Below are 26,586 nucleotides of genomic sequence, written 5' to 3' on the forward strand. Positions count from 1 at the left end.
TGAGCAAGGTTTCTAGCTAGGCTTGTGGTTCAGAGTACTGTCGGTATTCTGCCAAGTAGTTCATAGACCACTCATCTCGTCCTAAGAGAAGATCAGAGGTTTTAACCGTTCGCCGCATACCCTCTGCCGTCGGATCCATAATTATGCAGGTTAAACCAGCCCTTAAGGCCATAGCAATCATCGTTTTAGTAATACTATTTCGATCTGGTAAACCAAATGAAACATTGCTAATTCCCAAAATAATATTAGTACCTAGTTCCTCTACGATCCTTTCAATGGTTTTCAGGGTAATAGTGGCAGCATTATGGTCTGAACTCACAGTCATAGTCAAGCAATCGATTATAATATTGGAGCGTTCGATTCCTAGCTTTTCTGCACGTTCGACAATTTTCATGGCGATCGCTAATCTTTTTTCAGGATCATTGGGAATACCAGTGTCATCCATGAGTAAACCAACAACCGCTGCCCCATATTCCTTAATCACAGGCAGAACACTCTCAAGAGATTTTTCCTCACCCGTTACTGAGTTAACTAAGGCTTTCCCTTCATATACTTTTAGCGCTGCTGCCAGGGCAACCGGATTAGCCGAATCTATACACAGAGGTACATTAACGGTTTCAGACACTATTTTGATGACTTCCGGTAACATATCAACCTCATCAATGCCCGCGACTCCTACATTTACGTCTAACATATCTGCGCCCTGCTCGACCTGAGCGATTGCCTCGCGTCTTACATAATCATAGTCTTTCGCCAAAAGCGCTTGACCAAATTTCTTTTTCCCTGTGGGATTGATCCGTTCACCAATAATAACTGCAGGCAAATCCCTACCGATGGTGACTATTGTGTTCTTGCTGCGAACCTCGGTATGAAACATTATTTTTCCTCCTTTAAGCTACACCAATCAATTTCTTTGCTGCATCAACCGCCGCAGTAGCATCTTTACCGAACCCGTCACCGCCAATTTGCAGGACCCACTCTTCAGTTACTGGTGCTCCACCCACCATAATCTTAACTTGATCACGGAGACCGGCATCTATAATCGCTTTAATGGTCCCCTCAACATTAGGCAAAGTAGAAGTTATTAGGCTCGACATCGCTATAATATTGGGTTGATGTTCTTTGATTGCCTCGACAAACTTCTCCGGGTCAACGTTAACCCCTAAGTTTATTACTTCAAACCCTGCACCCTCAAACATCATAGCAACAAGGTTTTTGCCGATATCATGAAGGTCATCCTTGACTGTCCCCAGTACAATTTTACCTAATGCCACTGCCTTTGCTGCAGCTAAAATGGGCTTTAGTATATCTAGTCCCGCATGAGTGCATCGAGCGGAAATTAGTACTTCCGGTACGTAAATCTTATTTAACTTAAATTTCTCGCCAATAACAGCCATGCCAGCGATTAAGCCCTCACTTAAAATCACCTGTGGGTCGATTCCTTCATCTATTGCTTGTTGGCAAAACTCTTTAGTTTTTGCAGGCTTGTAAGTAATAATCGAATTTTTAATATCTTCTAATACGGACATCATGCTTCCCCCTCATTCAAAATATCTCTTAGTTGTGTGTACTTGATGTGAAAAACTAACAACCATCACTCGACTGCAAAGGGTGAGAACTCCTAATACAGAGACTATTTCCCTTCGGCAATCTTTGCTGCACTGTAACTTTTTGCAGTATTTATCATAACGCGAACATTTTCATCCGGTGTCCCATAATCAAGACCTACTGCATCAATGGAGAGCAATTCGTAAGGACCGCCAGTGTCGATGAGACGTTTGACATCTTGCTCAATTTCTTCAGCTGTACATTGGAGCATACGGACAGGGCAAATCCTAGCATTTATAAAGACAGTAGGCATCAGTTCTCTCACCCGACGCAGGTCAGTCAAAGGCCCCACTTCAATAAATTGCATATTTTTGATTTTACTGTAGCCTTCTATTACATTATCAACAGATCCGCAATGGTGAATACCAAAAGGTTGTAACGCATTCGCAAGCTTCATTTCATATGGCAAAATAAATTCCTCATAGGATTCATTAGAGATTTGCGCTGTAGTACAATTCGGAGTAATATACATTTCTGGTGGAGCCATAGGGGTAACGGATGATGCTAATGTACCAGTACGGCTTTTAACATAATTGGCTAATGGAATAATTGTTTCCAAGCAAAGATTCATTACCTTGTGTGCCACATCTGGATTCTCATAAAAATCCATGTACAGTTCATCACCGCGCAGTTTTAAGGCCAAGTTCTGAATACCACATGTATTAATATTTCCTGTAACCCGCCCGTATTTTTTCTCTAAATAATCCATTTGTCTGATGATTTCAGTCATGGGATGAGTGTTCAGTATATCGGGTACAACGAGATTATTTATTGTTTCTTCGGACATGTTAGCCGGAATAGCCCACGGCAAAGCATCATCGAAGAACGTGGTTTCACACCCGAACAATTCAGGTACCAAAGCCATACCATAATCGACAAAAGGATTTGGTTGGGGATCAGGGTTTCCTAGCCCTAGATCTCCAAAGCGCTCATATAGTAACTTTTGTTGCTTCATTGCGACCTCAATGCGGTAGTCAGGGTCATAGTAGTACTGTTTACCGTAAGAAATACCATAATTCTTATGCCACCAGTTGGGATAAAAACCGACGCTAACCCGAATGTGCTCCATATTTTTGGTCATGTTTAATAAGCTCCCTTCTTTCATCAAATTTTCTTGAATCTAGCAATTAATTGGAAAAGCTTGAAGACCTATTCTTATTTTATACGCAAAACTTATGCCAATCCTTAAACATCTGATAAAAGGCACTTTTCTGAAAATTATAAAGGATGAACGTAACATTTCTGTTCCATTCATCCTTTATTTATTTTAAATGACATTAAGGATTCACCAAAAAACTCCTTTTTTCCAGTTGGAACGCCGAGGTTCCAACTGGAACTTCGCAGTGCCACTATTATAGCAGCTCATATTGTTTTCCTTTCCTCAACACAGTAGTATGAGTTATCCCTAAAAGTAAAGCAATTTTTCTACTACTCTTCTCCGTTGCTAGTGCTTTTCGAAACAATTCCTTTTCCATCATCTGAACGCCCTCGTTTAATGAGATAATTCCTCTAACAGTTACTTCAACCTCAGCCTTTCCAATATTCCCGACATTCAAATTTTCCGGTAGGTGGTTAATCTCTATTGAGTTACCTTGGCTTAGAATGACCGCTCTTTCTATAATATTTTCCAATTCTCGGATATTTCCTGGCCAATAATAGCTCTCAAAAATTTTATAAACTTGTTGAGTAATTTTTTTTTGTTTGCTGTATTTAGTACAATACTTGCTCAAAAAATATTCACTTAAAGGTAAAATATCCTCTCTACGCTCGCGTAAAGGAGGAATTTTAATTTGTACAACATTCAAACGATAGAATAAATCCTCGCGAAAGGTTTTTTTCTTTACCATTTCCTCCAGTTTACGATTAGTAGCTGCGATAATGCGCAAATCAAGGTTAATAGGTTTTATGCCACCAATACGATAAATAACCTTTTCCTGAATAACTCTTAAAAGCTTAACTTGTAAATTCAAAGGAAGTTCTCCGATCTCATCAAGGAAAACGTTCCCACCATTGGCCGCTTCCATTAAGCCTATTTTCCCCTCTTTACTAGCTCCTGTAAAGGCACCTTTTTCATATCCAAAAAGTTCAGATTCCATGAGGTTTTCCGGTATTGCTCCACAGTTAATAGTGATAAACGGACCATTCTCCTTTCCGCTTAGCCTGTGAATCCGCTTAGCGGCAACTTCCTTACCCACCCCGGATTCTCCGGTAATGAGAACAGTCGATTCAACTTGCGATACACGCACCATTAACTCTAAGACTGGCTCCATCGCAGGACTCTTGGTTATTAAATCTTCTTTTAATAACTTTCCTCTTAGCTCTAATAACTCGACTGAATAACGTAATTTCTCTTCCTTCGCTTGTTCTACTTGAAACTTAAGACGTTGCAATTCAGTCATATCCCTCATATTAAATATAACCTGTATTACCTTTCCATCCGGAGCAAAACGAGGATTACCTGTAATAATGATCTCCTGTCCATCGCCCTTCGTGTAACCTTTGGTGAGGGTTTTCTTCTGCTTTATAATATTAATAGCCATTTCGTCCAAGCAACCAGCAACTTCTGATTCAATATCACTTAATAAACAATTCTTGCTACAATCTGTCAGGTCAAAAAGCTGCAAAGCGCTCTTATTAACCCTTTGGACTACTCTTTCAGGATTAACAACTAGCATTCCGTCATAGGAACACTCGATAATATTATCCAACTCATCTCTCAGTTCCCTGACCCTCGATAATTCTAGAGTTAAGTTATCCATTTCCGATAAATCTTGCAATACGACAACCGTACCTGTTATGTCGCCATTTACATATATAGGCGTTGCATTCCCTATTACCCGCTTGTTGTTAACCTCCAATCTAAAGCCAATCCGCGCTTGACCGTCAGCAATAACTTGCTTCCATATCCACTGAGGTAGAATTCTTTCATCACACTGTTCAGTTGCCTCCTGACTACTAACCCCTAAGAGAATCTCTGCTCCTTTATTAAAAAGGTATACAAAACCCGTTTTATCAAAAGCGATAATTGCATGACTAACTGACTGCAACACAACTCTCAGTTCATTTCTAGTTTCTTCCCAAGCCAAAGTAACCTTTTTAATTAGCTCTAATCGGGACAGAATTCCCGTTAATTTCTTATTTTGATCCAAAACAAGCATGCGTTCCATATCCTGAGTGCAAGTGTTTGCTATTTTATCAAAGTCAGAATTTTCTTCCACTATTGCAGGCGGATCATCCATGAATTCCTCTACTTTTGCTGTTGGGGAACAACCAGATAGAAAACATCCCAATACCTTATAAATTGTAATGATCCCCACAATGTCATCGTTCACCCCCACAACAGGCGCACAATTAACATCGTGGTCTAGATAAATTCTGCTTGCATCAGCAAGACTTTGATCAGATCTAACTGTGTAAGGGTTACAAACCATTACATTTTTAACCTTCATTGTAACTTCCTCCTTGTAAGTTTTTTATCCTATACCAGTCCTTCCACTCTGGAGCACCGTGTGCTCTAAACTCCCGAATTCTTGTCCGGACTCTTTTCCACTGCTTCCACACACATCATATTTATAGGCCCTACCATTAATTTCAATAGAATAGGAGATTTCCGCTACTTTTTTTAGCATATTCGACGCTGAACAATAGACCTGCTCAGCCATTTGTAGAGCTTTATTCACCTTTTCTACCGAAATGTTCTCCCCGCTTAACCGATATACCACATGAATATCGCTAAACACCTTGGGGTGTTCTTCCACTCTATTCCCATTAACTTCAACGTCTAAACGATCGTACACGACTCTCATTTTATTGAGAATATGACCTAACTCGATACCTGTACACCCGCCAAGAGACATTAACATTAATTCCATCGGTCTTACGCCTTCATTTTTCCCGCCATAAATCGCTGACGCGTCCATAGGTATTTTAAAGCCACTATCATCGGTACCTACAAATTTCATATTTCCTTCCCAGGTAATGTTTACTTGTGACATAAAATAATCTCTCCTTTTTTAAAATTACTATGTTTCTTTAGTCCGTGTAAGAAATCCTCAATGCCCTCGCTTTACGTAATAATGTAGAATGGGCTACTCCTAGGATTTCTCCCGTACGACGCAAACTGTGATACTCCTTCAAGGCCTTTACAATTAACTCAGTTTCCACAATCTCCCGAGCCTGCTTTAACGGAACGATCTTATCGATAGATACTCGGAGGGGGCTCGAGGCTACTTGGGCAAATAATGACGCTGGCAACTGGTCCGAGAAAATAGCATCCTGTTCAGACATGATCACCAATCGAACGTTTTACTGTAATGAAGGGTCTGAGGATTCTCTAGCATAACCTGCTTAACTTTCATAACATCTCCTCTTATCTGAGAAATACGTTAATTTCCTAATTATAATCCTCGGACTCTTAGATGGCAACGAACAAAGCAAAATGAAACTGGCTACAAAATGGGCGATGATTGACTTGAAGATCATCGTATGGGGGTCTAAATTATATCGATGGGCAAGAGCATATAAAACCTGTCCCTCAAAAGGAAACGCCAGCAGCCATGAAAAAAATAACGAAAATACAACAATGGACAATCTGCGCTCATCCATATTTATATTCAAAAAACGCTTACCTCTTTCAGAGCCAACCAAAGATAACATCCCCTCTTAATTAATCCAGATTTCATAGTCGTCGCAGCCCTTGACCTCCTTCGACGTGTTCTATAACTGTTCCTGCCTTTCAACCTCGACAACAATTGAAAAAACAGCACTCTCCACGTCTAAAGATTGTGGGCATCACTAACTCCTTTTTAATGATCAAAACTTCCCCACTTACCGATGTATAAATCACTCAGTTGTTCCTGTCCATGATAGCGGTCTTGCAAAAGGTCCCCTAGGGCAGCAATCCGAATCGCATGGATGGAATATGTTCTCGATGTTTAAGCAATTTGTAACTGAAAAAACATCCCGGAATGCAAAAATTCATCGACAGCTATGTGGATAAAGTCATCGTTTACAAAGACCACCTTGAAGTAACATTCAAGGTGGTCTTTTCTTTTGAGCAGAAAAACAACATCTACTCATTTACAGAAAGGCTACTGGAATTTAAATCGTTGACCTCCATTTGGAAACCACGTAACTGATATTGGTGAAGGTCTGTATAATCGTTCCATTACTTCACAGGACTTATGCACTTAATGGTAATCTTTGGTTACATTTTCCGCAGAAGATTTTGTGACATAAGCTTACATCTTTTTACCTTCAAATAAGGCTCTTTTCCTTAAATCGACCATTAGTTCTTCAAACTGCTTTAAATCCAAAGACTGGGCCCCGTCGCACAGTGCCCTAGAAGGGTCATTATGGGCTTCAATCATTAACCCATCTGCCCCTACAGCCAGGGCTGCTTTAGCAAGCGGCGCAACGAGGCTGCGTATTCCAGCCGCATGACTGGGATCCACGATCACCGGAAGGTGTGACTTCTGCTTGAGCAGCGGAATTGCGGATAAATCCAAGGTATTTCTCGTCATCGTCTCAAAGGTGCGGATACCCCGTTCACAAAGAATGACTTGTTCATTGCCCTCGGACATAATATACTCTGCACTCATTAGCAGCTCTTCGATCGTGTTGGCTAGGCCTCGTTTCAGGAGAATCGGTTTTCTACATTTGCCTACTTCTTTAAGCAAGTCAAAATTCTGCATATTCCTAGCCCCGATCTGGATAATATCCACTTCGTCCAGCAGAGGGATCTGAGTTTGATTCATGATTTCTGTGATAATGGGAAGCCCAGTCGCCTTTTTTGCCGCCACAAGCATTTTCAAGCCTTCTTCTTGCAAGCCCTGAAAGGCGTAGGGCGAGGTGCGCGGTTTGAATACGCCGCCGCGCATGATGCTTGCACCGCTGCGTTGCACGGATTTGGCAATCTCCAGGATTTGCTCCTCACTTTCCACCGAGCAGGGGCCAGCGATGACCGTAAAGTATCCCTCGCCAATGCAGACATTGCCCATCTTGACAGTGGTATTTTCAGGGTGAACGATTCTGTTAACCGCCTTATAGGGCTCGGTTACGCGTTTGCCATATTCAACGATGTCGTTAGTATTGGCAATATGATCCACATCCACTTTAGCTGTGTTGCCGATCAGACAGACCACGGTATGCTCTGTCCCGGTGCTAAGGATTGTGGAAAAACCGTCGGATTCAAACTTATGAATGAAGGCATCAATCTGATCCCTCGTTACGTTTGGTTTTAAGACAAACACCATTATGCCCTCACTCCTTCTGTCAATTTAGTTCACCGATCAATCCAGTTCCCATACAGCGCTTTTCATGCTTCTGACATAGTCATAAATATACGAGCCAGCATTTTCACCATGCTTTTCGATAATTTTAACGATTGCGCTCCCAACAATCACGCCATCCGCGATTTTTGCGATTTCTCCGGCCTGTTTAGGTGTGTTAATCCCGAAGCCAACGGCGGTGGGAATAGAACTGGAACCCCTGACGACCTCTAATATCGCCGGCAAGTCGGTTTTTATCTCACTTCTCATCCCCGTAACGCCCATAGAGGAAACCACGTAGATAAAGCCGGTTGCCTCCTTCGCAATCTGCTCAATACGCTGTTCCGATGTGGGCGCGATTAAGGAGATAACGTCTACTCCAAACCCTGCGGCAACGTCAGCCAGTTCACCCTTTTCTTCAAAAGGCAAATCAGGAATGATGATGCCGTCAACACCCAACTCAGCACAGCGGGCGAAAAAACGGGGGTACCCGTAGTTAAACACGGGGTTTAAGTAGGTCATAAAAACGAGGGGAACTTCGGTCTTTTGGCGCACAGAGGCCACCAGGTCAAAAATCTTATCAACGGTTGCACCCGCAGACAGCGCGCGGATATTCGCCTCTTGAATGACCAAACCTTCGGCCATCGGATCTGAGAACGGAATGCCGATTTCCACCAAATCCGCGCCACCCCGGACCATTTCCATGATAAACTCCTCGCTCTTTTCCATGGAAGGATCTCCGCCCGTGATAAATCCAATAAACGCCTTGCCATTTTTAAAAGCCTGTGCGATTTTACTCATCGATACTTACCCCCTTGTAGCGTGCGATGGCGGCAACGTCCTTATCCCCGCGTCCTGACAGACACACGATTATGATTTGGTCCTTGCTCATTGTCCCGGCAATTTTCTGCACATGAGCAATAGCATGGGCGCTCTCAATGGCGCTGATAATGCCCTCTGTTCGTGCCAAATATTCGAAGGCTTCGACTGACTCGTCATCCCTTATGGGCACATACTCTGCCCGGCCTGTGTCGTGAAGGTTGGCATGTTCTGGTCCAATCCCAGGATAGTCAAGACCGGCAGAGATGGAATAGACCGGAGAAATTTGCCCAAAGTCATCCTGGCAGAAATACGACTTCATGCCATGGAATACGCCTAGTCTTCCTTTAGCAATGGTAGCGGCATGTTTTTCCGTATGAAGACCGTGTCCCGCTGCCTCGCAGCCAATTAACTTAACGGTTTGATCACCGATGAAGTGATAAAACATTCCGATCGCATTGCTGCCACCCCCTACGCAGGCAACCACAGCATCGGGGAGTCTACCCTCAAGTTTTAGGATCTGTTCTCTCGCTTCTTGACTAATCACACTCTGAAAATCGCGGACCATCATCGGAAATGGGTGGGGACCCATCACAGAACCCAAAACATAATGGGTGTCATGAACACGGGCCGTCCATTCCCGCATCGTTTCGTTCACCGCATCCTTTAAAGTCATGGTGCCGCTCGTAACCGGATGAACTTTGGCGCCTAAAAGCTGCATACGGTAGACGTTTAGAGCCTGTCTGTCCGTATCTTCCTTGCCCATGAAAATCTCACATTCTAAACCAAGAAGCGCCGCCGCAGTGGCCGTAGCAACACCGTGCTGACCGGCACCTGTTTCGGCAATGACGCGTGTTTTGCCCATTTTCTTAGCCATCAGAACCTGTCCTAGCACATTATTGATTTTGTGTGAGCCGGTATGGTTTAGGTCCTCACGCTTTAAGTAGATTTTAGCGCCCCCTAAATCCTTGGTCATTTTCTCCGCATAGTAGAGCAAAGATGGTCTGCCAGCATATTCAGACAGCAATTTGTTCAGCTCCGCGTTGAAGTCCGGATCGTGTTTAAAGTGCTCATAGGATTTTTCCAGGTTAATGATTTCATTCATCAGGGTCTCTGGAATGTATTGGCCTCCGTGAATGCCGTATCTGCCTTTAGCCATTTCGCATTCTCCTAACTATTTCTAAAATTTTATCTCTATCCTTCATACCGTCCGTTTCCACTCCGCTGCTCAAGTCTACAGCATAAGGACTTGTCGCTGCGATTGCCTGTTCAATATTGTCTGCCTTTAACCCACCAGCCAGAAAAAAGGGTTCCTGTTTCTTCACCTGACGGACTAGACTCCAATCGAAACTCTCACCCGTTCCACCAGCCCCGTTGTCGAGGAGCAGATAGTCTGCCAAGGTATGCTGGGCTGCCTCTATATCCTCGCGGGATAAAACGCGGACGGCCTTGATGATGGGCTTGTTGGTCAGTGTTTTTAAGGCTTGGATATAATTTTCATTCTCCTCCCCATGCAGTTGGGCCATTTCGATGATGTTATCCTTTAATAGTTTAGCCACCTTCGCCAACGACTCATTGACAAATACGCCAACCGGTGTGATCTCTGACCTGAGTCTAGGACGCATGGCTTCTGCCCATTCTGTACTGACTTGACGACGGCTTTTAGCGAAAACAAACCCAATAAAATCGGGCATGGCCTCGTTAACATAGTCGATGTCGCAGTCCCGGAACAATCCGCAAATTTTTATCTTCATTAAACCCGTTCACCTCTTGGGATGCCACGTTCACCTCTCAAGATGGCCAGCTGTTCTTTTTTATTAGCGCTGCGCATTAAGCTTTCCCCGATCAGAACGGCATCAGTCTTATTCGCTTTCAGCCTTGCCACATCCTCAGGGGATTTTATTCCGCTTTCCGAGATGAAGAGGATCTCTTCAGTAACCAAGCCGCGAAGCCTTATGCTGGTAGTAATATCAACCTCAAAGGTCTTCAGGTTGCGATTATTGACCCCGATCATTCTGGCCCCCGCAGCCAAAGCTGATCTAACCTCCTCCTCCGTATGCGCTTCCACAAGGACAGACAGGCCTAAGCTGTGGGCGATATCCAGATAGTCTTTCAAGGTATCGGTGTTCAGTAGGGCACAAATCAGAAGAATCGCCGAGGCACCGATGATCTTCGACTCATAAATTTGATAGTCGTCCACGATAAAATCCTTACGCAAGATGGGAATCTCCACTTTTTGACTGATTTCTCTAAGGTACCGATCTTGTCCATGAAACCAATAGGGCTCTGTAAGAACTGAAATTGCCGCAGCACCCGCCGCAACATATTCCTGAGCAATCTGCAAATAGGGAAAATCCTGAGCAATGATTCCTTGCGAGGGTGAAGCCTTTTTTAACTCACAGATAAACGATAAGCCCTCTGCTCTTAGAGCCTTTTCAAAGGGAAATCCGGTATTTAGGTCTAAGGTTTTTGCCTCTGAGATGACGTACTCTAGCGGTTTTATTTGTTTCAATTCAGCAACCCGCTCAACGGTTCGGGTTGCTATTTTTTCCAAAATCATCCCTTCACCTCGTTGGAAAGTCTCACGAATTCTTCAAGTTTCTTGATAGCTGCGCCGCTGTCAATGAGGTCCTTAGCAAGAGGTATCGCGCTCTTAATGGTCGCTGCCTTACCGGCCAGATACAGACACAGTGCTGCATTGAGTACGACAATATCACGCTTGGCACCTTGCTCAGTGCCGTTTAAAATGTTGCGGGTAATTTTAGCGTTTTCCTCTGCGTCGCCCCCGATCAGCTCAGCTAAGGTACAAAGTTTTAAACCCAGCTCCTGCGGGTCGATGTAATAACTGCGTAAAACACCTTTTTCTAGTTCGCAGACCTTAGTCCTAGTCGTAAGAGTTGCTTCGTCTAAACCGTCGCAGCCATGAACCACCATGCCATGCTTGACACCGAGATTCGAGAGCACCCTGGCCAAAGGCTCCACAAGGTTTTCGTCATAGACGCCCATCAACTGCATATTTGCCCCGGCGGGGTTGGCCAGAGGTCCTAAGATATTAAAGATTGTGCGGACACCCATTTCCCGGCGCACGGGAGCACAGTGTTTCATTGAGCTGTGATAGGTTTGGGCAAACATAAAACAAAGATTGATCTCCTCTAAAATTTCCCGGCTCTGCTCAGCGGCAATGGCTATATTAATTCCCAACTTTTCCAAGACATCCGCCGCGCCGCTTTTACTAGATACACTGCGGTTGCCATGCTTCGCTACAGGAACACCGCCGGCCGCAACGACAAAGGCAGTTGTCGTGGAGATGTTAAAGGTTCCTACCTCGTCACCACCGGTGCCTACAATATCCATGACATCATGAACTTCTTGATTGAGGGGTATGGCCTTTTCGCGCATTGCCATAGCGCTGCCGGTGATTTCATCGATACTCTCACCCTTCATCCGCAGTGCCGCGAGAAAAGCGCCCATTTGGGCATGCGTGGCGGTCCCGTCCATCATTTCCCCCATAACCGCCTTTGCAGCATCAAACTCTAGGTCTTCTCCTTTAATGACCTTATATATTGCTTCAACTATCATGCTTGATCCCCTCCTAAGAAATTCTCCAAGATGATTCTGCCCTGTGGTGTTAGGATCGACTCTGGATGAAACTGAACTCCATAAACTTCATAATCTCTGTGTTTAACGGCCATGATCTCCCCGTCGTCCGTGCGGGCGATTACCTTGAGTTCTGTGGGCATGGTATCTTCGATTGCGGCCAGCGAATGATACCGCGCACCTTTGATAATTTCGGGCAATCCGGCAAATAGTGGGCAGTCGGTATCAATCTTTATTTTTGACTGTTTACCATGCATTAGCTCCCCGGCATAGGACACAGTGGCCCCAAATGCCTCGCAAATGGACTGATGTCCAAGGCAGACTCCGAACACGGGGATTTTACCTGCAAAATGTCTTGAACTTTCGACACATACTCCCGCATCGGCCGGTCTTCCAGGGCCAGGGGAGAGGATTATTGCCTCAGGAGCCAAAGCCTCTATTTCTGGTATACTCAGCTCATCGTTACGGATGACCTTAATATCAGGCTTGATGGAACCGATCAATTGATATAGGTTATAGGAAAAACTATCGTAATTATCGATTAAGAGAATCATCAGTCGATAACCTCCTCAGACAGTTTCAGTGCTTTCATAACCGCTTGGGCTTTGTTGATACATTCCTGATACTCGTTTTCCGGCACGCTGTCGGCAACGATACCAGCGCCAGAGCGAACAAAAACCTTGCCGTTTTTCTTAAAGGCAATACGGATTGCAATGCAGGTATCCAGATTACCCGTAAAATCAATGTACCCGATCGCGCCACCGTAAATGCCTCGCTTATTGTTTTCAAGTTCGTTGATAATCTCACAGGCTCGAATTTTGGGTGCGCCGGAGAGAGTTCCTGCAGGCAACACGGCGTCTAAGGCATCTAAGGCGTTTTTATCGTCCCGTATCTCCCCTCGAACCGTAGATCCGATGTGCATCACATGAGAGAAACGCTCGATGGACAAATAGTTTTCTACGTTTACCGTTCCGAATTTGCTGATTCTACCTAGATCATTTCTACCCAAATCCACCAGCATATTGTGTTCGGCCAATTCTTTAGGGTCGGAGAGTAAATCCTGTTCATTCTGACGATCCTCCTCATCAGTCTTACCTCTTGGTTTTGTGCCTGCCAGTGGGAACGTGGAGAGGTTGCCATCTTGAAGCTTTACTAGGGTTTCAGGGGAAGCACCGGCGATTTCGATATCGTCGCTGGAGATATAAAACATGTAGGGCGACGGGTTTAAGGTTCTCAGAACACGGTAGGCATTGAGAAGGCTGCCTTCAAAATCCGCTTCAAAACGGTTGGACAGCACAACCTGGAATATATCCCCTTCACGAATATAATGCTTCGCCTTGTTCACCATAGCGCAATACTCGTTTTCCTTAAACAAAGGACGGAATTCAGAGGTGATTTTAGCGGCTTGTGGCTCTTGATAAGCACCGTGTTTAATGAGCTTTACTATGCTTTCAATTTCCATGACGGCCTTGTTATAGCCCGAATCCAGTTCTTCGGTTTTTACATTGGCCATAAGAATGATTTTCTGTTTCAGATGGTCAAAGGCGATCACCTTGTCAAAGAGCATTAGGTCTACGTCCTTAAAACCTTCCTGATCCTCAGCGTCCAGCTTTAGCGACGGTTCATTGTACTTAATGTAATCATACGAGAAATAACCTACAAGACCGCCAGTGAAGGGCGGTAAATAATCGAACCGGGGACTTTTGTTCTCGTCAAGAATCTGTTGGATAAACTCACGGGGATGTTGAGTGTTCACAGTAATTTCTGTGCCAGAATTGATGTTGATGACTCCGTTTGTACAAGTCAGTTCCAGCTTTGGGTCAAACCCCAAAAATGTGTAGCGTCCCCATTTTTCGGGACTCTCAAGACTTTCCAGCATAAAACAGTGCCGGCTGACGTTTTTGAGGATTTTCAACACCTCCATCGGTGTCCTGACATCCGAAAAAATCTCACGGCTGACTGGAATCAGCTTATAATGTGCCGCTATTTCTCTGGCTTCGTTTAGGCTCGGTCTATACATAATTACCCTCCTTTGAGCGCAAAAAACCCGCCCAAGACTATATAGTCAAGGACGGGTTTGAAAAAACAAATACCCGCGGTGCCACCTTGCTTTGCGGAAAATCCGCACGCTTATCAGAATACTAACATATTCCTGGCAACTGACGTATGCCTTCACGTCGCGAAATACTCGGCTAAAGCCTTTCACCGCGCCCTCCGTGGTCCATTTAACATTCTGCGTCCTACCGGTTCACAGCAACTCCGGCTCTCTGAAAGTGCACGATTTGTTTTTATCTCCACATCAATGGTTTTTTGTAGCTATTAAATTAGTTCTTATCATACGCGTATTAATATTGTTTGTCAACTATTATGAATGATGTGTGAAAATTCCGAAATAAAATACATACCTTCATCTGGATGACCGTTAGGAATAGTATCAACGACTCAGCCCTTATCCTCGCTGTCACACAGATGTTTTCTTCTGTATGCCTTCGGGGTCATATTCATTTGCTGTACGAAGACACGATTAAAATATGAGGGATCTGTAAAAGATCCAACGTTTCCCACCTCCAGTTGTTCAAAACTTGCAGTCTTCGTCTGTGTTGGCAATTATTCGAAGACTTAGACGGCAAAATGTTCAAGCGGTTTATTTACTAATTACTCAAATTGCGGAGACAATATAGCGGTCCGGAGAATAGTCCGGAGAATAGTCCGGAGAATAGCCAGGAGTATTGAAGGGATAGCAGGTAGTCAACGCTAGTATGGCATGGTGGTTGAATACTTTAATTAGCAATAATTGAATGATTGCCTTAGAATAATGATATAATTGTCTTGGAATGGAAGCTTGATCTTCGTAAAATGAATTAAGAAGGTGCTTTCTTGCAACCAATATATGATTTGATACAACTTTCTATAACCAACTGCTATTTAATCAAAGGCTTAGACGACTTTTTGCTTATTGACTGCGGAGGGCGAGGGGATAAAAAGACCTTCACCAAAAAGCTTGCGCGCTTAGGCCTTAAAGCTTCCCAGATTAAATACCTTGTGTTGACCCACCATCACAACGACCATTGTGGTTTGTTGCCATTTTTAATGGCAGAAAACCCCGATATATGTGTGATCATGAGCGAACTATGTTCACGATATCTTCAAGGTGGGCATAATATTCGTCATCCCAACGAGCGCTACGCCAATAAAATTCTTGAGCTTATGATGGGACTTTATTTAGGAATTCAAAAGGATTCCGACAGCTTTGAGCCTTTTTACATAAGACCACAAGATATAATTATCAGGAATGATGATGATAACTTCTTGCTAAATATGGGTTTTTCGGGAAATATTCTATTAACACCTGGCCATACAGAGGACAGCCTTTCCGTCATTGTGAAAGATACTGCTTTTGTCGGTGATGCAACCCGGAATTTCCTGTCTTTTACAGGCGCGCCCTACCATCCCGTCATATACTACAGCGAAAAAAGTTATCAGGAAAGCAGGCTAAAGATCATTAAGCAGAGCATACGATATGTATGCCCTGCTCATGGAAAACCCTTTGCTGTCGAAAAATGGCGCTGAGATTATGATTTGTCACCGTCTTTTTGGTGTTCAAGCATCAAAACATAAGCAAGCTCCGTCCGGTTATTGGCACCGGTTTTTTTATAGATGTTTTTAATATGTGTTTTAACAGTATTTTCGGTAATATTCAGTTGCTTTGCAATCTGCGGGTTGTTTTTACCCTGCACCAAAGCGTCGATGATGTCGGCCTCCCGTTTTGTGAATTTAAACTGGTAGTCGGAGAGAAGAGAGTTGCTATCTGCGTATTGCAGAATAACCACAAATTTAACTCTCAGTTCCTTGAGTTTATTTGCCAAAACGGAAATGATAAGTTCACCTAAGCTTGTCTTCAAATAATAAACCGAGGAAAACTGGGTGTCGATTTCTTTCTTTTGCAGGGATTCGACCATATCGGAACAAAGCTCTTTCACATGATACAGCACGCTGGAGCCATATGCAGAAGTGATTTTCAGCATATCGTAGCCCGTCACATTGCCGCCGGTTAAGCTCATTCCTTCATCAAAAACACAGATACCCATGGTATTGTTAGCTTCATTACCCGATGTCTCCAAAAATTTCACCGCGTTAAGGGTATGTATGATGTGAAAAACCATGGATACATGGGGTTGCATCAGCCGTAGCATAAACAAATCTTCATCTGAAAAATCCGGAATGCTTTTGCTGCGGTGAAGGTAGATTTCTCCCATAAACTGATCCATGTAGATGATCCGCAGGCAGACAATGTAAAAGTCTTTTTGAAACTCAATAAAATCGCTTCTAGGCTCTTCAATGGTGATTAATCCTTTTTGGTAGTCTACCGCCTTATACACATATGCTTCCTTACCGCTACTGTTTTTCTCCGCGGCTTTTTCATATTCATCAAACATCGAAAATTTATCTTTTTGAGCATACGTGCCGATATTGCCCCCCTTATAGGGCTTAAAATAACTGCAATCTCGACTGATTGCGCAAAAAAACATGCCGCTATCATACGAAACAAATTCATGCAGTTGCATAATGGCAAGCTTTAAAAATTCCGCAAATGATACGCATTCATATGCTTTGGCTGTGAAATCGTTCAGCCTTCGAACGGTTTTGTTGTCCACACCCCACACTCCTTTATTCAGTTAAAAAGTAATACGACTAAGTATAACTATACTATGCTTGGACACTTCAGAAAACCCTCAAACACTTTTAGCGCATACGAACTGCTTACTGTGGAAAGCTCAATTTCATCGCCTCCCATAATGAATAGAAGATTATCCTTAAGACCTGCGCTGACATACAAAATTCCAGATAAGGCAGTTTGGCCGCCCTTTAGCATCTGTAAAACTTCAACGGTTGTTATAAGCTGGTATGTTAAAAAATTCGACCCAAATACAGCATAATCCTTTGCAAGGGTATAGTTATTGTTAAAAGCCACCACATTTTTTGCTACCAAGCGAAAAATTAGTGCTTTTGTGGTTTCGTTAGACGGTATTTCCCACCTGTAATTAGCCTGTATCATGGCCACAAGCCCTGTTTCGTTTGGCGTATCAAGGTGAGAACGAATTTCCGCAAAAGTGGCGCCAGGTTCGCTTTGTTGTTGACAATAGGACAGCATTGTTTTTTCACGATAAATATCAAACATGGAAAGCAGTACATAAATCTCATCTTTAGACAACGCTATTTCAAAATTAGCTCGCTTAAAACTTGTTAATCCTGTAAAATTTCCAATATTCATCATAATTTTATCTAAGTCTGACCCTTTGCTAATTTTTAGCACTCCGCCTGCATTTTCGACAAGAACAAGGTCAGACCCTTTGCGGTAGGTGTACTTTTCCACTAAAAGATCGCTTTCCTGTAAAATAAATCTACACGATACATCGGGATTGGCGGCTATATCCAGAAGTCTCTTAGCATCTTTAGATAGCACTCCATTTTGCAAGACTCCTCTTTTTTCCAAGGAATTCATACTATCTTTGGAATTATTTTTATCTATTCCAGTGAAAATACCAATTGAGCTTGCTGCTGTAAATTGCTGCTTTAAGACCTTTAACTCACTTATTAAAAACTCCATATTATTACCCTCCCTATTCTATTTTAATTGGTCTGTATAGGGCTTAATAATGAATTCCTTGATGGCAGCACTTCCCATCTTCTGAGCTCCGCCGTGGGTTGTGCCTCCTATTGCCTTTATCGCACTTCCGATTGCAAGTCCTTTTTCTGGTAAATTAAGCGGAGGACATTTTGCAGTTATACCATCTGTAACCGCCCCAACCCCTGCATTTAATATGCCGTCCACTAAGCCGCCCTGCGCCGCCTTGGCCACATCTTCCCCACGCAAAGCCGCACCTGTAGTGACAGCTGCTGTTTCGCCCACAATAGCCGCTCCTGCCTTTTTCAGGACACCATATTTTGCAGTGACATCAATATAATCGCTTCCAACATCGGTAGCACTTTTAATTGCACCCTCCGCTATCGTGCCAAGACCTATGCCTTTGCCAGCAGCATAGTCACTTGCTGCTGTTCCTGCCATATTCTTGATTATTTTGTAGCCATTTTTAATGCCCGGATGTGCTGTGCCCATTAAATCAATCGCTGTATCCGCCCCCATACCCGCGATCTGAGTAACTGTTTCGGCTGTCTCCAAGCGGTCTGCATATTTTTGCCATTCCTTGAAGTTTTCCATATCCCGATTTTGCTGTTTCTCAACAACACGCTTTATTTCCTCCATGTCGTCTGTGCCATATTTCTTTTGAAGCAGATGCATGGCCTCTTCTTGTTGCTCCTTCTGCTTAATCCCATCCATGCCAGCCTTCATGTTCTCATCCGGTGCGGCGTTATCTACTCGTGCCTGGGTTTGATAATCGTCCCTTGCAGCGGCACTGTTTTGGGCTTCTTTGTAGGCATCCTCACTATAGGCATAGCCGGTTTCTGGGTTATACCACTCTCCTGAGGCAGGGTCTTTGACATAGGTGGTGGTATTTCCTGTTACAGGGTCGGTGATATCCCTTGATTCTACAGGTGTCGGCACCGTTGGTTCGGGTGTGCTCTCAAGACTCGTTGTCGGTTCGTTCTCCGGCACAAATTCCGGCTCGTCTGGCGTATATTCACTTTCGCTATAGCCCTGATCATCCTGTTCAGTTTCGTCGGATTCATATTCTTGTCCACCACTATCATCTGTTCCCGAGACCTCATTATCTCCCACCGAAATGGCGTCGCCTTCATCGGGATTATCGGTATTGCTCATGGCATCGGCAAGCATAATCATAGCGATCTGTTCATCTGTTTTATCAGGATACTTGTTTTTATACCAGTTTTTATCTCTGTTTACTCTAGGTGCTGCTGCCTTTGGTTTTCTATTCAAAAGCTCCATCACCACAGTTACCACAACCCCGGCAAGGGGAGGAAACAGCATACCTACAGCCGCCTGAGTTCCCTTATCCGGTCCTGGAATATTGCCGATATTCTGCGGTTTTGCAAGGGCTGTCATCACAAAAGGAGAAAGCTCCTTGTGCTTTAATTCTCCCCTTGAAATAATGGCATAGGTGTTGTCATCGGCACCCTTACTTTCGTTTGCCTCTCGTTTATAAAAACCGCTTCCGTTAATGGAAACGACAGCCTTATTCCCTGAATATTCAAGAACAATCTTCGCATCGGCACCAATTCGAGCCTTGTACGGAAGCTTGGATAAATCCATATTAAAGTTAAATTTTCCCGCCAATCGCGTTTCCGTTTCCTCAGTGATTTCGCAGATTTGAGAAAAGGGCATACCCTCGTATTGACCGATAAGTTCAATGTACCCGTCACAATCCAGTATCGTTAGCTCAAAATCCTTGAGAGAAAATTCGCTTTTGCCGCTGTTGACGTTCCCTTTGAGTGTGCTTCTTTTATAAGTATCTAACTTGATATTATATGTCCCTGTGAAATCATAGCGCACCGGAATGGGAACGACTGCACTGACATAAAACATGGGTGTACCATCTTCCTCATAGGAAAGTGCATCCGGCTCGGTCATCTTAATAGAATAAATCCCTGCCTTTAGAATAACATTAGGTGCATAAATCCACATACCATTTTGCGCACCTCCAAACTCAGCGCCATAGGCCTTCCCTGATGCGGCAATTTTTCCGGCTCCATCGTAAATCGTTACATATCCGGGGAGTGCTCCATCACCCTTATTATAGGTATTCAGCCTTATTTCGTTGATCACATAGTCACTGTCAAGCTGAAATTTAGCAGGCTTTTTCTCTGCGTCGGATAAAGCCGGAGCGGATGGAATATCAGTTTTTTCTTCAGTCGAACTAATATTACCCATTTCTTTCTCTAAATCATTTTGCTCTGAATGATTTTCAGCGTACCACGCCAGCAATTTTTTTTCATATCTATCAAAAGCCGCGGTATTGTAGCCTTTTAAGAGGACAGCGTTAGGGAGCATTTGACCATCCTCAAAGGAGATGGAATAGCTGCTTTTTTTCAAAACCATATGCCCTAACGGCTCAAAGATGAGAAGCTTATCCGTAGACGAGACCGAAAAGCCACTGTAGACATTCCCTCTTTCGTCGATAAGCTTAAGATCCTTTTTTTCACTTAGGCCATCGATAAAAGGTATATACATGGCTGTCAGCACCGATGACTCCCCTACACTTACCACCGTACGCTTTGATGTAGAAAATTCCTTATCTAAAAAGCCAATCACGAGGTTATCTTGATTATCATAATTTACGTATTCGTTATACCATTTACCGGTTTTCCCCAACACCTTTTCCATCGGAAGTGGCGGCTGTGTGCTCTCTCCCGCTGCCAGGGCGGGTATCGGCAAGAGGAAGTTACTTAATAGCACGATACATGCTGCAATAAACACTACTGCTTTTTTCATAATGCGTTTGGCGAGGAAACCACTACGCCTTCAGGCTAGTGGAGGAATCGCCAACCTCCTTTACGTTTACTATTTTATCACTAGATAACAGTTATTTACATTATAGTGAATATCGCAATATAATATATAAATGGAAATGAGGTGATAAAATGCAAATTACAATGACAGCTAAAATTCAAATACTTCCAGATATAGCACAATCATTGCAACTAAACGATACGTTGTCTGTTGTGAAGAAAAGCCTAAACTATATATCTGACATAGTATTTTCTAGAAAAGAACTGTCTCAACCCAAACTACACAAATTAACTTACGAGATTTTGAGACGTGATTATGGCTTGAAATCGCAGATGGCACAAAGTGCAATGAAGACTGTTATAGCAAAATACAAATCTGCGAAATCAAATAACCATGAATTCAATAAGGCTGTTTTTAAAAAACCTGAGTATGACTTAGTATGGAATCGAGACTATTCTTTGGTCAGAGGTCTATTCTCTGTTAATACTTTAGAGGGTCGTGTTAAAGTACCCTTTAAACAAGACGGAATGGATCAGTATTTCGATGGATCTTGGAAGTTTGGAACAGCCAAACTGGTGTTTAAGCATGATAAATTCTTCTTGCATATACCAACAACTAAAGAGGTGGCTGATTCTCCCATCCAAGACATTAAAAATGTCATTGGTATTGATCTTGGAATCAATTTCCTAGCTACAAGTTATGACTCTTCTAATCACACAGAGTTTTATCGTGGTCGGCACATTAAACATAAACGAGCCAAATACTCTAAATCACGAAAAGAATTACAGCAAAGACAAACACCGTCATCAAGAAGAAGATTGAGGTTGGTAGGTCAGCGAGAAAACCGTTGGATGACTGATGTGAATCATCAAGTATCAAAGGCACTCGTTGACTCTGCTGGTCAAAACTCACTACTGGTGTTGGAGGACTTAACAGGGATTAGAAACGCTACGGAAAAAGTAAAACTCGAGAATCGTTACGTTTTTGTATCTTGGGGGTTTTACCAATTACGTCAAATGATTGAATATAAAGCAGTACTAAACCAATCGCTTACCATCGCCGTAGATCCAAGATATACTAGCCAAAAATGTCCTCAATGCGGTCATACTGAGAAAGCGAATCGAGATAAAAAGAATCATCGTTTCACCTGTAAGAACTGTGCCTATACTTCCAATGATGATCGTATAGGAGCCATGAATCTGCGTAATATCGGAATAGAGTACGTTCACGCAGAGCTAGTTAAGCAAGTTCCTTGACTAGTTAGGATGCTGTCAACCATCCTCCAATGTGACAACACGCCTGAAAAGGTGCTAAAAGGTAGGAGATCTAATCAATCGTTCGTACTACTGGTTAGTCACAAGCCACTATCCCTTCAGGGTAGTTGGCAGTTGACCATCACACGCCTCCCTTTGACAGTAGAGTTTTAATAATCCCCGCACCGCCCTCAATAAATGGCGGTACCTTTATGAGAAAAGCAGTGGATAGTATCCATGTAAAGGAGAATAAAAGGCATACTGCCGATGTGACAATAGTGATTTTAATAGAGCTTTTCCCGATCAGCTTTCCAATCTCTATAGCCGAAGCCGTGCCGACTGCCATAATACCTGCCGAAATAAATGCCGATGTGTGAGACCAGTCTAAGTAGAACGTTGCGATAAGCAACATAAAGACAAACGGCAGCATAAAGCCCATACTCGTATCGGTAGCGTTTTTTATTACCGCCTTTCCATGCTCTTTTTTGATTTTAGGGTTAAATAGGCCTAAAAAGCCGTTTAAAAACAACTTGAAAAGCCATCCGAAAACTATTCCAAACAGTAAACCAAAACCCAAACGGTATAGATTTGTTGGCTCTAAGACACTATAAAAGGTACAGATACCAAAGCTGGCAAAGCATAAAAATCTTACAAAGCTCTTCATTTGTCTTCCACCCCCTAAAGATTTCCAAAGAACGACCAGCTTACTAATATCGCACCACTGATAATTGTTGCAATAGGGATGCTCATTGTGTTTTTACCACCAGTCATCTCACGAATTGTTACAATGGTAGGACCAATTGCCCACAAAACTCCAGATACGCCAAAGGCTATCGAGGTTTTCCAACCCAGCGCAAGTGAAAATACGATTCCAAGAGTACCGTAGATCAGGGCTCCGCTATAGCTAAGGCAGAAAAGCGAAATAATTTGCCCTATTTTTTTATCACTTTTGGATATTTTCAGAATTACTGCCATCAGAAATCCAAGTAAGGGTATAAGCAAAACCCCGTATAGAATTCCCACCCCTGCCGACAGCAGTAGGAAATCCACGCCTTTTTGACCGGTTTTATAAAGGTCAAGCCCGGTCTGAATAAAAAACAGTCCAAAGGCAAGACCGGATACAATCAATGAAAAGTACCATTTTGTACTGAGCATGGCGCTCTTTAAAATGCCAGACGGATTTATCATCATGCCGAAGATGGTTTTTAGCATGGAAGTTTTTGTTTTTTCCATCGGATATGCCTCCTTATTATTAGCGTTCTACCCATTTGATTAAGCAGGCAACCTGGCCCAGATTGCCCAATCCCTTGTTGGCAAGATACAAACTGATAATCGGTTTCCCATCATCCGTTTTACCTACCATAGCCAGATTACTTTTAGCTTCAGCGTTCAATGGCATGTCCCTTAAAAGACTAGTTACATTACCATTGTAGAGAATTTTTATTTTTCAAATAATCACCCGATCGGGTGATTATTTGAAAATACAATCATTTTATTTTTGAACTTTGACGAAACAGATCCCCGGCGCGAATTTATCTGCGTCGTGCCAGGGTTTGCCCCACTTCAAATAGTAATAGGACGCCAAATCCGAGGCCGCCCATGATTATACTTAAGTTGATAAAGTTATCCACTATAAAGGCCACCTTAAAGTAACCTTTAAAGTGGCCTTCTCTTTTGAGCAGAAAAATAACATCTACTCATTTAAGACATCCGTTAAAATAACCAATCTATCTAAGACTTACAGAAAGTCTGCTGAATTATAAATGGTATCCTCATTTATAAACCAATCATGCCGAGCTCGATCACTATTTTACACTACCCATTTATATCTTCTTAACAAATTCAGATTTTAAGCTCATAGCTCCAAAACCGTCAATTTTGCAATCAATCTCATGGTCTCCATCAACTAAACGTATATTTCTTACTTTTGTACCTACTTTTAAGACTAATTTGCTTCCTTTTACTTTAAGGTCTTTGATAACTGTTACAGTATCACCATCGTTTAAGACATTTCCATTGGCATCTTTAATAATCTTGTTATCTTCATTGCTCTCGGTGTTTGATTCTAAAGTCCACTCATGACCACATTCTGGGCAAACGAAACCATTTCCATCTTCGTAAGTGTATCCGGAATTACACTTTGGGCAATTTGGCAAATCAACCATTAATTAATTTCCTCCATTCATTTTATTGGTGACGGTCTAAATGTAGATGTCCCTCTGGAAATCAAAAAAAGCCTTGAGGCGTACAAATCAATGTACCTCAAGGCTTTCATTATGTATCTCCACCTAATTTCGAGGGTTTGATTGGTGGAGGCGAACCGTACCGTTTGAAATGTACAAAATTATTAACCAAGTATAGACGCAACTCAGATAAAAGAAGAAATACTATTGAAGCGGAATAATGAGACCTACTCATTACGAGTTTGCAGACGTATCATTTAATGAGCCTTAACCAATACCACAAAGCCTTATGTAGTAATGGTTTCATGATCTCTAACCTTTACTGACCTTCATAGAATATCAAGCAAAATCATCGTTGTAGTAGTACTGTAGTAGTAAAAAGTAAAGTCTTAGAAATAGCTCCAATAAAGAATTGAAAGCGGTTTTGCTCGGAGTGTATTCTCTTCAGGTGCAAACGACTGTTTTCTTGGGTTTAACACGCCGATATCAATGTTCTAATTTTTTGCCACTTTTGTATATGCAACTCTTATGGTTTCCACAGCTCGCGGTACCGGGTTGACATTCTTCCAAACTTTCAGGGATTCCGCTCACTTGACTATTTCTTAGTTCATTGATCAGAGTGACAACCTTGGAAACTTCTGACCCCTCTCCTACTACAACTAGGGTCGTTGAACCTTCCGCTCCATCTATTCCCCCTTTGGCAATCACAGTACAAGCTACTTCGGCAAGTGCTTCCAAGGCATCCGTTTCTGTAAAAACTTGACCAATAAGCGGAACCATTCCGACAGCCATACCTTGGGACTGCGTCATGGCATTACGTCCAGCGGCCCTTATGGCAGCCGAGATTCGCCCAGGTATTAACTTCTCGAGCCCTGCTGCAATGAGGACTTTTGCCCCATAACCCATCATCCCTCCCAAGGCTTCACCGGGCACACCTCCTAAGGGGGCGCCAATACACATGGCCGCGTTACCATCAAGGTCTATGGCATTCGCTCCAATCACTACCACATCCCCAAGCTTGAGGGTTTCTACTACTTCTTTCAAATTATGATCTGCGATTTCACTCTTTCCATCCATTAGGAGCAGACAATGACCTTGAAGAGTTTTGTTAAGGGTACCTCGAGTGCCCCGAGGCGAGATCCGACCAGATATTTTTAGTGGCCGTCCAGCTAATTCCTCGGCAACAGCCGAAACTGTTGTTCCACCTTTAAGCAGAATTTTCCCCTGCTCGAGTGCTTTCCGAACTTCCGGTAAAGAAGCAATCGCACGGGCAATTACCCTTTTTCCTTCGGAAACTGTTAAGGTTACTTGAATCCTAATTTCCATACTGAAGCCCCCTCCGTTTGAATAACCTTAGATCACGATCCTTAGTCATAAAAGTTCCTACTTATTATAAAACGGTTAACCGACAAATCCTCCTTGATTACGAGGAGGACTTGCCAGTTGCAACCGTTTTTTAATCTTATCTTTACAAAAACAGAATTTTAGATAAGAATTTTACCATCCCTCACTACTAGGACATCGTCAATAAACAGGTCAGGTTTTAATATAACCCCATCAAGATGGCAATCCGCCTTGACGGTACCGCCAAAAGAAGTATTGGTGCCAAAAGCTATATGAACAGTCCCATAGACCTTCTCATCCTCCAAGATGATCCCACACAGTTGGGCCTTGCTATTGGTACCGATCCCTAACTCTCCAACATTGCTATTACGCTCGTTCTCCAGCAGGATCTGAACCGCATCGGCGTTTTTCCCTTTAACTTCCACTAAATTTCCGTTTTCTATCTTGACATAGAGTGGCTCCTCTAATTTCCCAATTCCGACCATACTACCATCTATCATCATTTCTCCTTGGGCCGTTCCCTCGACTGGAGCAATATATGCTTCCCCCGAAGGCAAGTTTCCCGACATTCCTGGCTTGTTATATATTCCCGTACTAGCAATGCCGTTTCTACCCCTCATACTCAGGGTTAAAACGTAGCCATTCTTAACAATCCTTGCGGTTTCACCCTTTGTCAGTAAGTCTGTAATCTTAAGAGTAAGTTTTTCTACCTCTTGATAATCCGCCGTTATGGCCCCCTGTGCAAACATCTCCGGAGTAATTCCCGGCATTGTCGCCACCCTTGCTCCATTTTTCACTGCGTTAATCTTGGCTTGGGTATGCGTAAGAGAGCTTTCCGTCGGACATATCACCACGTCAGCCTCTTCCATAGCTTTGGACACAGGAGCAGGGGGCTCCTCCCCACTAATTTTCCTAGGTTGCATGACGATCATCAGGGCTTCGGCACCTAAATCACGAGCCCCTTCATAAAGTGCCCGACCAATGTCTACTTTCAGGTCATCGGTTACAATAAGCACCTTTTCCCCGCGCCTCACATCTAAACAGTCCTTCAGAACCACTTTGCTACCGTGTTCCAGACTCATGAT

General features: G+C 43.1%; 27 protein-coding genes. 3 read left to right on the forward strand and 24 right to left on the reverse strand.

Translation table 11 applies throughout. From position 1 onward, the window contains the following. Positions 1-16: 16 nt before the first annotated feature. The 6 genes from ACYQ3Q_RS09900 to ACYQ3Q_RS09925 all read right to left on the reverse strand — a co-directional run bounded on the left by ACYQ3Q_RS09900 (position 17) and on the right by ACYQ3Q_RS09925 (position 5,895). Positions 17-877, reverse strand: a complete 861-nt coding sequence (locus tag ACYQ3Q_RS09900) for a dihydropteroate synthase (protein ID WP_459928406.1) — start codon at positions 875-877, stop codon at positions 17-19. 13 nt (positions 878-890) lie between these two features. Beyond that, a complete protein-coding gene (locus tag ACYQ3Q_RS09905; RefSeq protein ID WP_459928407.1) occupies positions 891-1,529 on the reverse strand; it encodes a cobalamin B12-binding domain-containing protein in 639 nt (212 codons plus the stop codon). A 104-nt stretch (positions 1,530-1,633) separates the two neighbouring features. Next, positions 1,634-2,689 carry a uroporphyrinogen decarboxylase family protein gene (locus ACYQ3Q_RS09910; protein WP_045573560.1) on the reverse strand — a complete coding sequence of 352 codons (1,056 nt, stop codon included), beginning with the start codon at positions 2,687-2,689 and terminating at the stop codon, positions 1,634-1,636. Between the two features lie 271 nt (positions 2,690-2,960). Then, the gene (locus ACYQ3Q_RS09915; protein ID WP_459928408.1) at positions 2,961-5,057 is read right to left on the reverse strand and encodes a sigma 54-interacting transcriptional regulator; all 2,097 of its coding nucleotides are present in this window, start codon (positions 5,055-5,057) and stop codon (positions 2,961-2,963) included. 24 nt (positions 5,058-5,081) lie between these two features. Then, entirely contained in the window at positions 5,082-5,603 is a 522-nt protein-coding gene (locus ACYQ3Q_RS09920) for an OsmC family protein (RefSeq protein ID WP_459928409.1), read from the reverse strand. Between the two features lie 37 nt (positions 5,604-5,640). Then, the gene (locus tag ACYQ3Q_RS09925; protein WP_197079326.1) at positions 5,641-5,895 is read right to left on the reverse strand and encodes a hypothetical protein; all 255 of its coding nucleotides are present in this window, start codon (positions 5,893-5,895) and stop codon (positions 5,641-5,643) included. Positions 5,896-6,046: 151 nt separating this feature from the next. Here ACYQ3Q_RS09925 and ACYQ3Q_RS09930 point away from each other — a divergent pair, with 151 nt between their 5' ends. Further along, complete coding sequence (locus tag ACYQ3Q_RS09930) at positions 6,047-6,274, forward strand: hypothetical protein (RefSeq protein ID WP_459928410.1); 228 nt, start codon at positions 6,047-6,049, stop codon at positions 6,272-6,274. 574 nt (positions 6,275-6,848) lie between these two features. Here ACYQ3Q_RS09930 and aroF read toward each other — a convergent pair. The 9 genes from aroF to ACYQ3Q_RS09975 all read right to left on the reverse strand — a co-directional run bounded on the left by aroF (position 6,849) and on the right by ACYQ3Q_RS09975 (position 14,858). After that, on the reverse strand, positions 6,849-7,862 hold the full coding sequence (gene aroF, locus ACYQ3Q_RS09935) for a 3-deoxy-7-phosphoheptulonate synthase (protein WP_459928411.1): 1,014 nt from the start codon (positions 7,860-7,862) through the stop codon (positions 6,849-6,851). A gap of 36 nt (positions 7,863-7,898) precedes the next feature. Further along, on the reverse strand, positions 7,899-8,678 hold the full coding sequence (gene trpA, locus ACYQ3Q_RS09940) for a tryptophan synthase subunit alpha (RefSeq protein ID WP_459928412.1): 780 nt from the start codon (positions 8,676-8,678) through the stop codon (positions 7,899-7,901). Continuing rightward, entirely contained in the window at positions 8,671-9,855 is a 1,185-nt protein-coding gene (trpB, locus tag ACYQ3Q_RS09945) for a tryptophan synthase subunit beta (RefSeq protein ID WP_459928413.1), read from the reverse strand. Before trpB ends, trpA begins: the two co-directional genes overlap by 8 nt. Then, positions 9,848-10,450 carry a phosphoribosylanthranilate isomerase gene (locus tag ACYQ3Q_RS09950; RefSeq protein ID WP_459928414.1) on the reverse strand — a complete coding sequence of 201 codons (603 nt, stop codon included), beginning with the start codon at positions 10,448-10,450 and terminating at the stop codon, positions 9,848-9,850. The genes trpB and ACYQ3Q_RS09950 overlap by 8 nt, the downstream gene beginning before the upstream one ends. Further along, positions 10,450-11,256, reverse strand: coding sequence for an indole-3-glycerol phosphate synthase TrpC (gene trpC, locus ACYQ3Q_RS09955; protein ID WP_459928415.1), 807 nt, complete (start codon positions 11,254-11,256; stop codon positions 10,450-10,452). The genes ACYQ3Q_RS09950 and trpC overlap by 1 nt, the downstream gene beginning before the upstream one ends. Next, positions 11,253-12,275, reverse strand: a complete 1,023-nt coding sequence (gene trpD / locus ACYQ3Q_RS09960; RefSeq protein WP_459928416.1) for an anthranilate phosphoribosyltransferase — start codon at positions 12,273-12,275, stop codon at positions 11,253-11,255. The genes trpC and trpD overlap by 4 nt, the downstream gene beginning before the upstream one ends. Continuing rightward, positions 12,272-12,847 (reverse strand): anthranilate synthase component II, encoded by a 576-nt coding sequence (locus ACYQ3Q_RS09965; RefSeq protein WP_459928417.1) that lies wholly within the window; start codon positions 12,845-12,847, stop codon positions 12,272-12,274. The genes trpD and ACYQ3Q_RS09965 overlap by 4 nt, the downstream gene beginning before the upstream one ends. Next, positions 12,847-14,313, reverse strand: a complete 1,467-nt coding sequence (gene trpE / locus ACYQ3Q_RS09970) for an anthranilate synthase component I (protein WP_459928418.1) — start codon at positions 14,311-14,313, stop codon at positions 12,847-12,849. Before trpE ends, ACYQ3Q_RS09965 begins: the two co-directional genes overlap by 1 nt. 422 nt (positions 14,314-14,735) lie before the next feature. Beyond that, entirely contained in the window at positions 14,736-14,858 is a 123-nt protein-coding gene (locus ACYQ3Q_RS09975) for a helix-turn-helix domain-containing protein (RefSeq protein ID WP_459928657.1), read from the reverse strand. A gap of 312 nt (positions 14,859-15,170) precedes the next feature. Between ACYQ3Q_RS09975 and ACYQ3Q_RS09980 the strand changes: the two genes are divergently transcribed. After that, positions 15,171-15,863, forward strand: a complete 693-nt coding sequence (locus tag ACYQ3Q_RS09980) for an MBL fold metallo-hydrolase (RefSeq protein ID WP_459928419.1) — start codon at positions 15,171-15,173, stop codon at positions 15,861-15,863. Positions 15,864-15,865: 2 nt separating this feature from the next. Here ACYQ3Q_RS09980 and ACYQ3Q_RS09985 read toward each other — a convergent pair whose 3' ends face one another. Genes ACYQ3Q_RS09985 through ACYQ3Q_RS09995 form a run of 3 tightly spaced genes read right to left on the reverse strand, consistent with a single transcriptional unit; the run spans position 15,866 to position 20,703 of the window. Beyond that, positions 15,866-16,948 carry a LuxR C-terminal-related transcriptional regulator gene (locus ACYQ3Q_RS09985; protein ID WP_459928420.1) on the reverse strand — a complete coding sequence of 361 codons (1,083 nt, stop codon included), beginning with the start codon at positions 16,946-16,948 and terminating at the stop codon, positions 15,866-15,868. Between the two features lie 47 nt (positions 16,949-16,995). After that, the gene (locus tag ACYQ3Q_RS09990) at positions 16,996-17,901 is read right to left on the reverse strand and encodes a hypothetical protein (RefSeq protein WP_459928421.1); all 906 of its coding nucleotides are present in this window, start codon (positions 17,899-17,901) and stop codon (positions 16,996-16,998) included. Between the two features lie 18 nt (positions 17,902-17,919). Continuing rightward, positions 17,920-20,703, reverse strand: coding sequence for a hypothetical protein (locus tag ACYQ3Q_RS09995; RefSeq protein ID WP_459928422.1), 2,784 nt, complete (start codon positions 20,701-20,703; stop codon positions 17,920-17,922). A 149-nt stretch (positions 20,704-20,852) separates the two neighbouring features. On the opposite strand from ACYQ3Q_RS09995, the gene ACYQ3Q_RS10000 reads away from it, so the two are divergent. After that, positions 20,853-21,977 (forward strand): RNA-guided endonuclease InsQ/TnpB family protein, encoded by a 1,125-nt coding sequence (locus tag ACYQ3Q_RS10000; RefSeq protein ID WP_459928423.1) that lies wholly within the window; start codon positions 20,853-20,855, stop codon positions 21,975-21,977. 139 nt (positions 21,978-22,116) lie between these two features. Here the strand turns inward: ACYQ3Q_RS10000 and ACYQ3Q_RS10005 are convergent, their stop codons facing one another. From ACYQ3Q_RS10005 to ACYQ3Q_RS10030, 6 genes are all read right to left on the reverse strand, one after another. After that, positions 22,117-22,638 (reverse strand): hypothetical protein, encoded by a 522-nt coding sequence (locus ACYQ3Q_RS10005; protein ID WP_459928424.1) that lies wholly within the window; start codon positions 22,636-22,638, stop codon positions 22,117-22,119. Positions 22,639-22,652: 14 nt separating this feature from the next. Next, a complete protein-coding gene (locus ACYQ3Q_RS10010) occupies positions 22,653-23,207 on the reverse strand; it encodes a hypothetical protein (RefSeq protein ID WP_459928425.1) in 555 nt (184 codons plus the stop codon). A 19-nt stretch (positions 23,208-23,226) separates the two neighbouring features. Beyond that, positions 23,227-23,367 carry a hypothetical protein gene (locus tag ACYQ3Q_RS10015; protein WP_459928426.1) on the reverse strand — a complete coding sequence of 47 codons (141 nt, stop codon included), beginning with the start codon at positions 23,365-23,367 and terminating at the stop codon, positions 23,227-23,229. A 430-nt stretch (positions 23,368-23,797) separates the two neighbouring features. Continuing rightward, positions 23,798-24,139, reverse strand: a complete 342-nt coding sequence (locus tag ACYQ3Q_RS10020; protein WP_459928427.1) for a zinc ribbon domain-containing protein YjdM — start codon at positions 24,137-24,139, stop codon at positions 23,798-23,800. A gap of 504 nt (positions 24,140-24,643) precedes the next feature. Further along, the gene (locus ACYQ3Q_RS10025; protein WP_459928428.1) at positions 24,644-25,483 is read right to left on the reverse strand and encodes a hypothetical protein; all 840 of its coding nucleotides are present in this window, start codon (positions 25,481-25,483) and stop codon (positions 24,644-24,646) included. 158 nt (positions 25,484-25,641) lie between these two features. Then, positions 25,642-26,583 (reverse strand): aminopeptidase, encoded by a 942-nt coding sequence (locus tag ACYQ3Q_RS10030; RefSeq protein ID WP_459928429.1) that lies wholly within the window; start codon positions 26,581-26,583, stop codon positions 25,642-25,644. Positions 26,584-26,586: the final 3 nt, after the last annotated feature.

Source organism: Desulfosporosinus burensis (genome assembly GCF_054657535.1).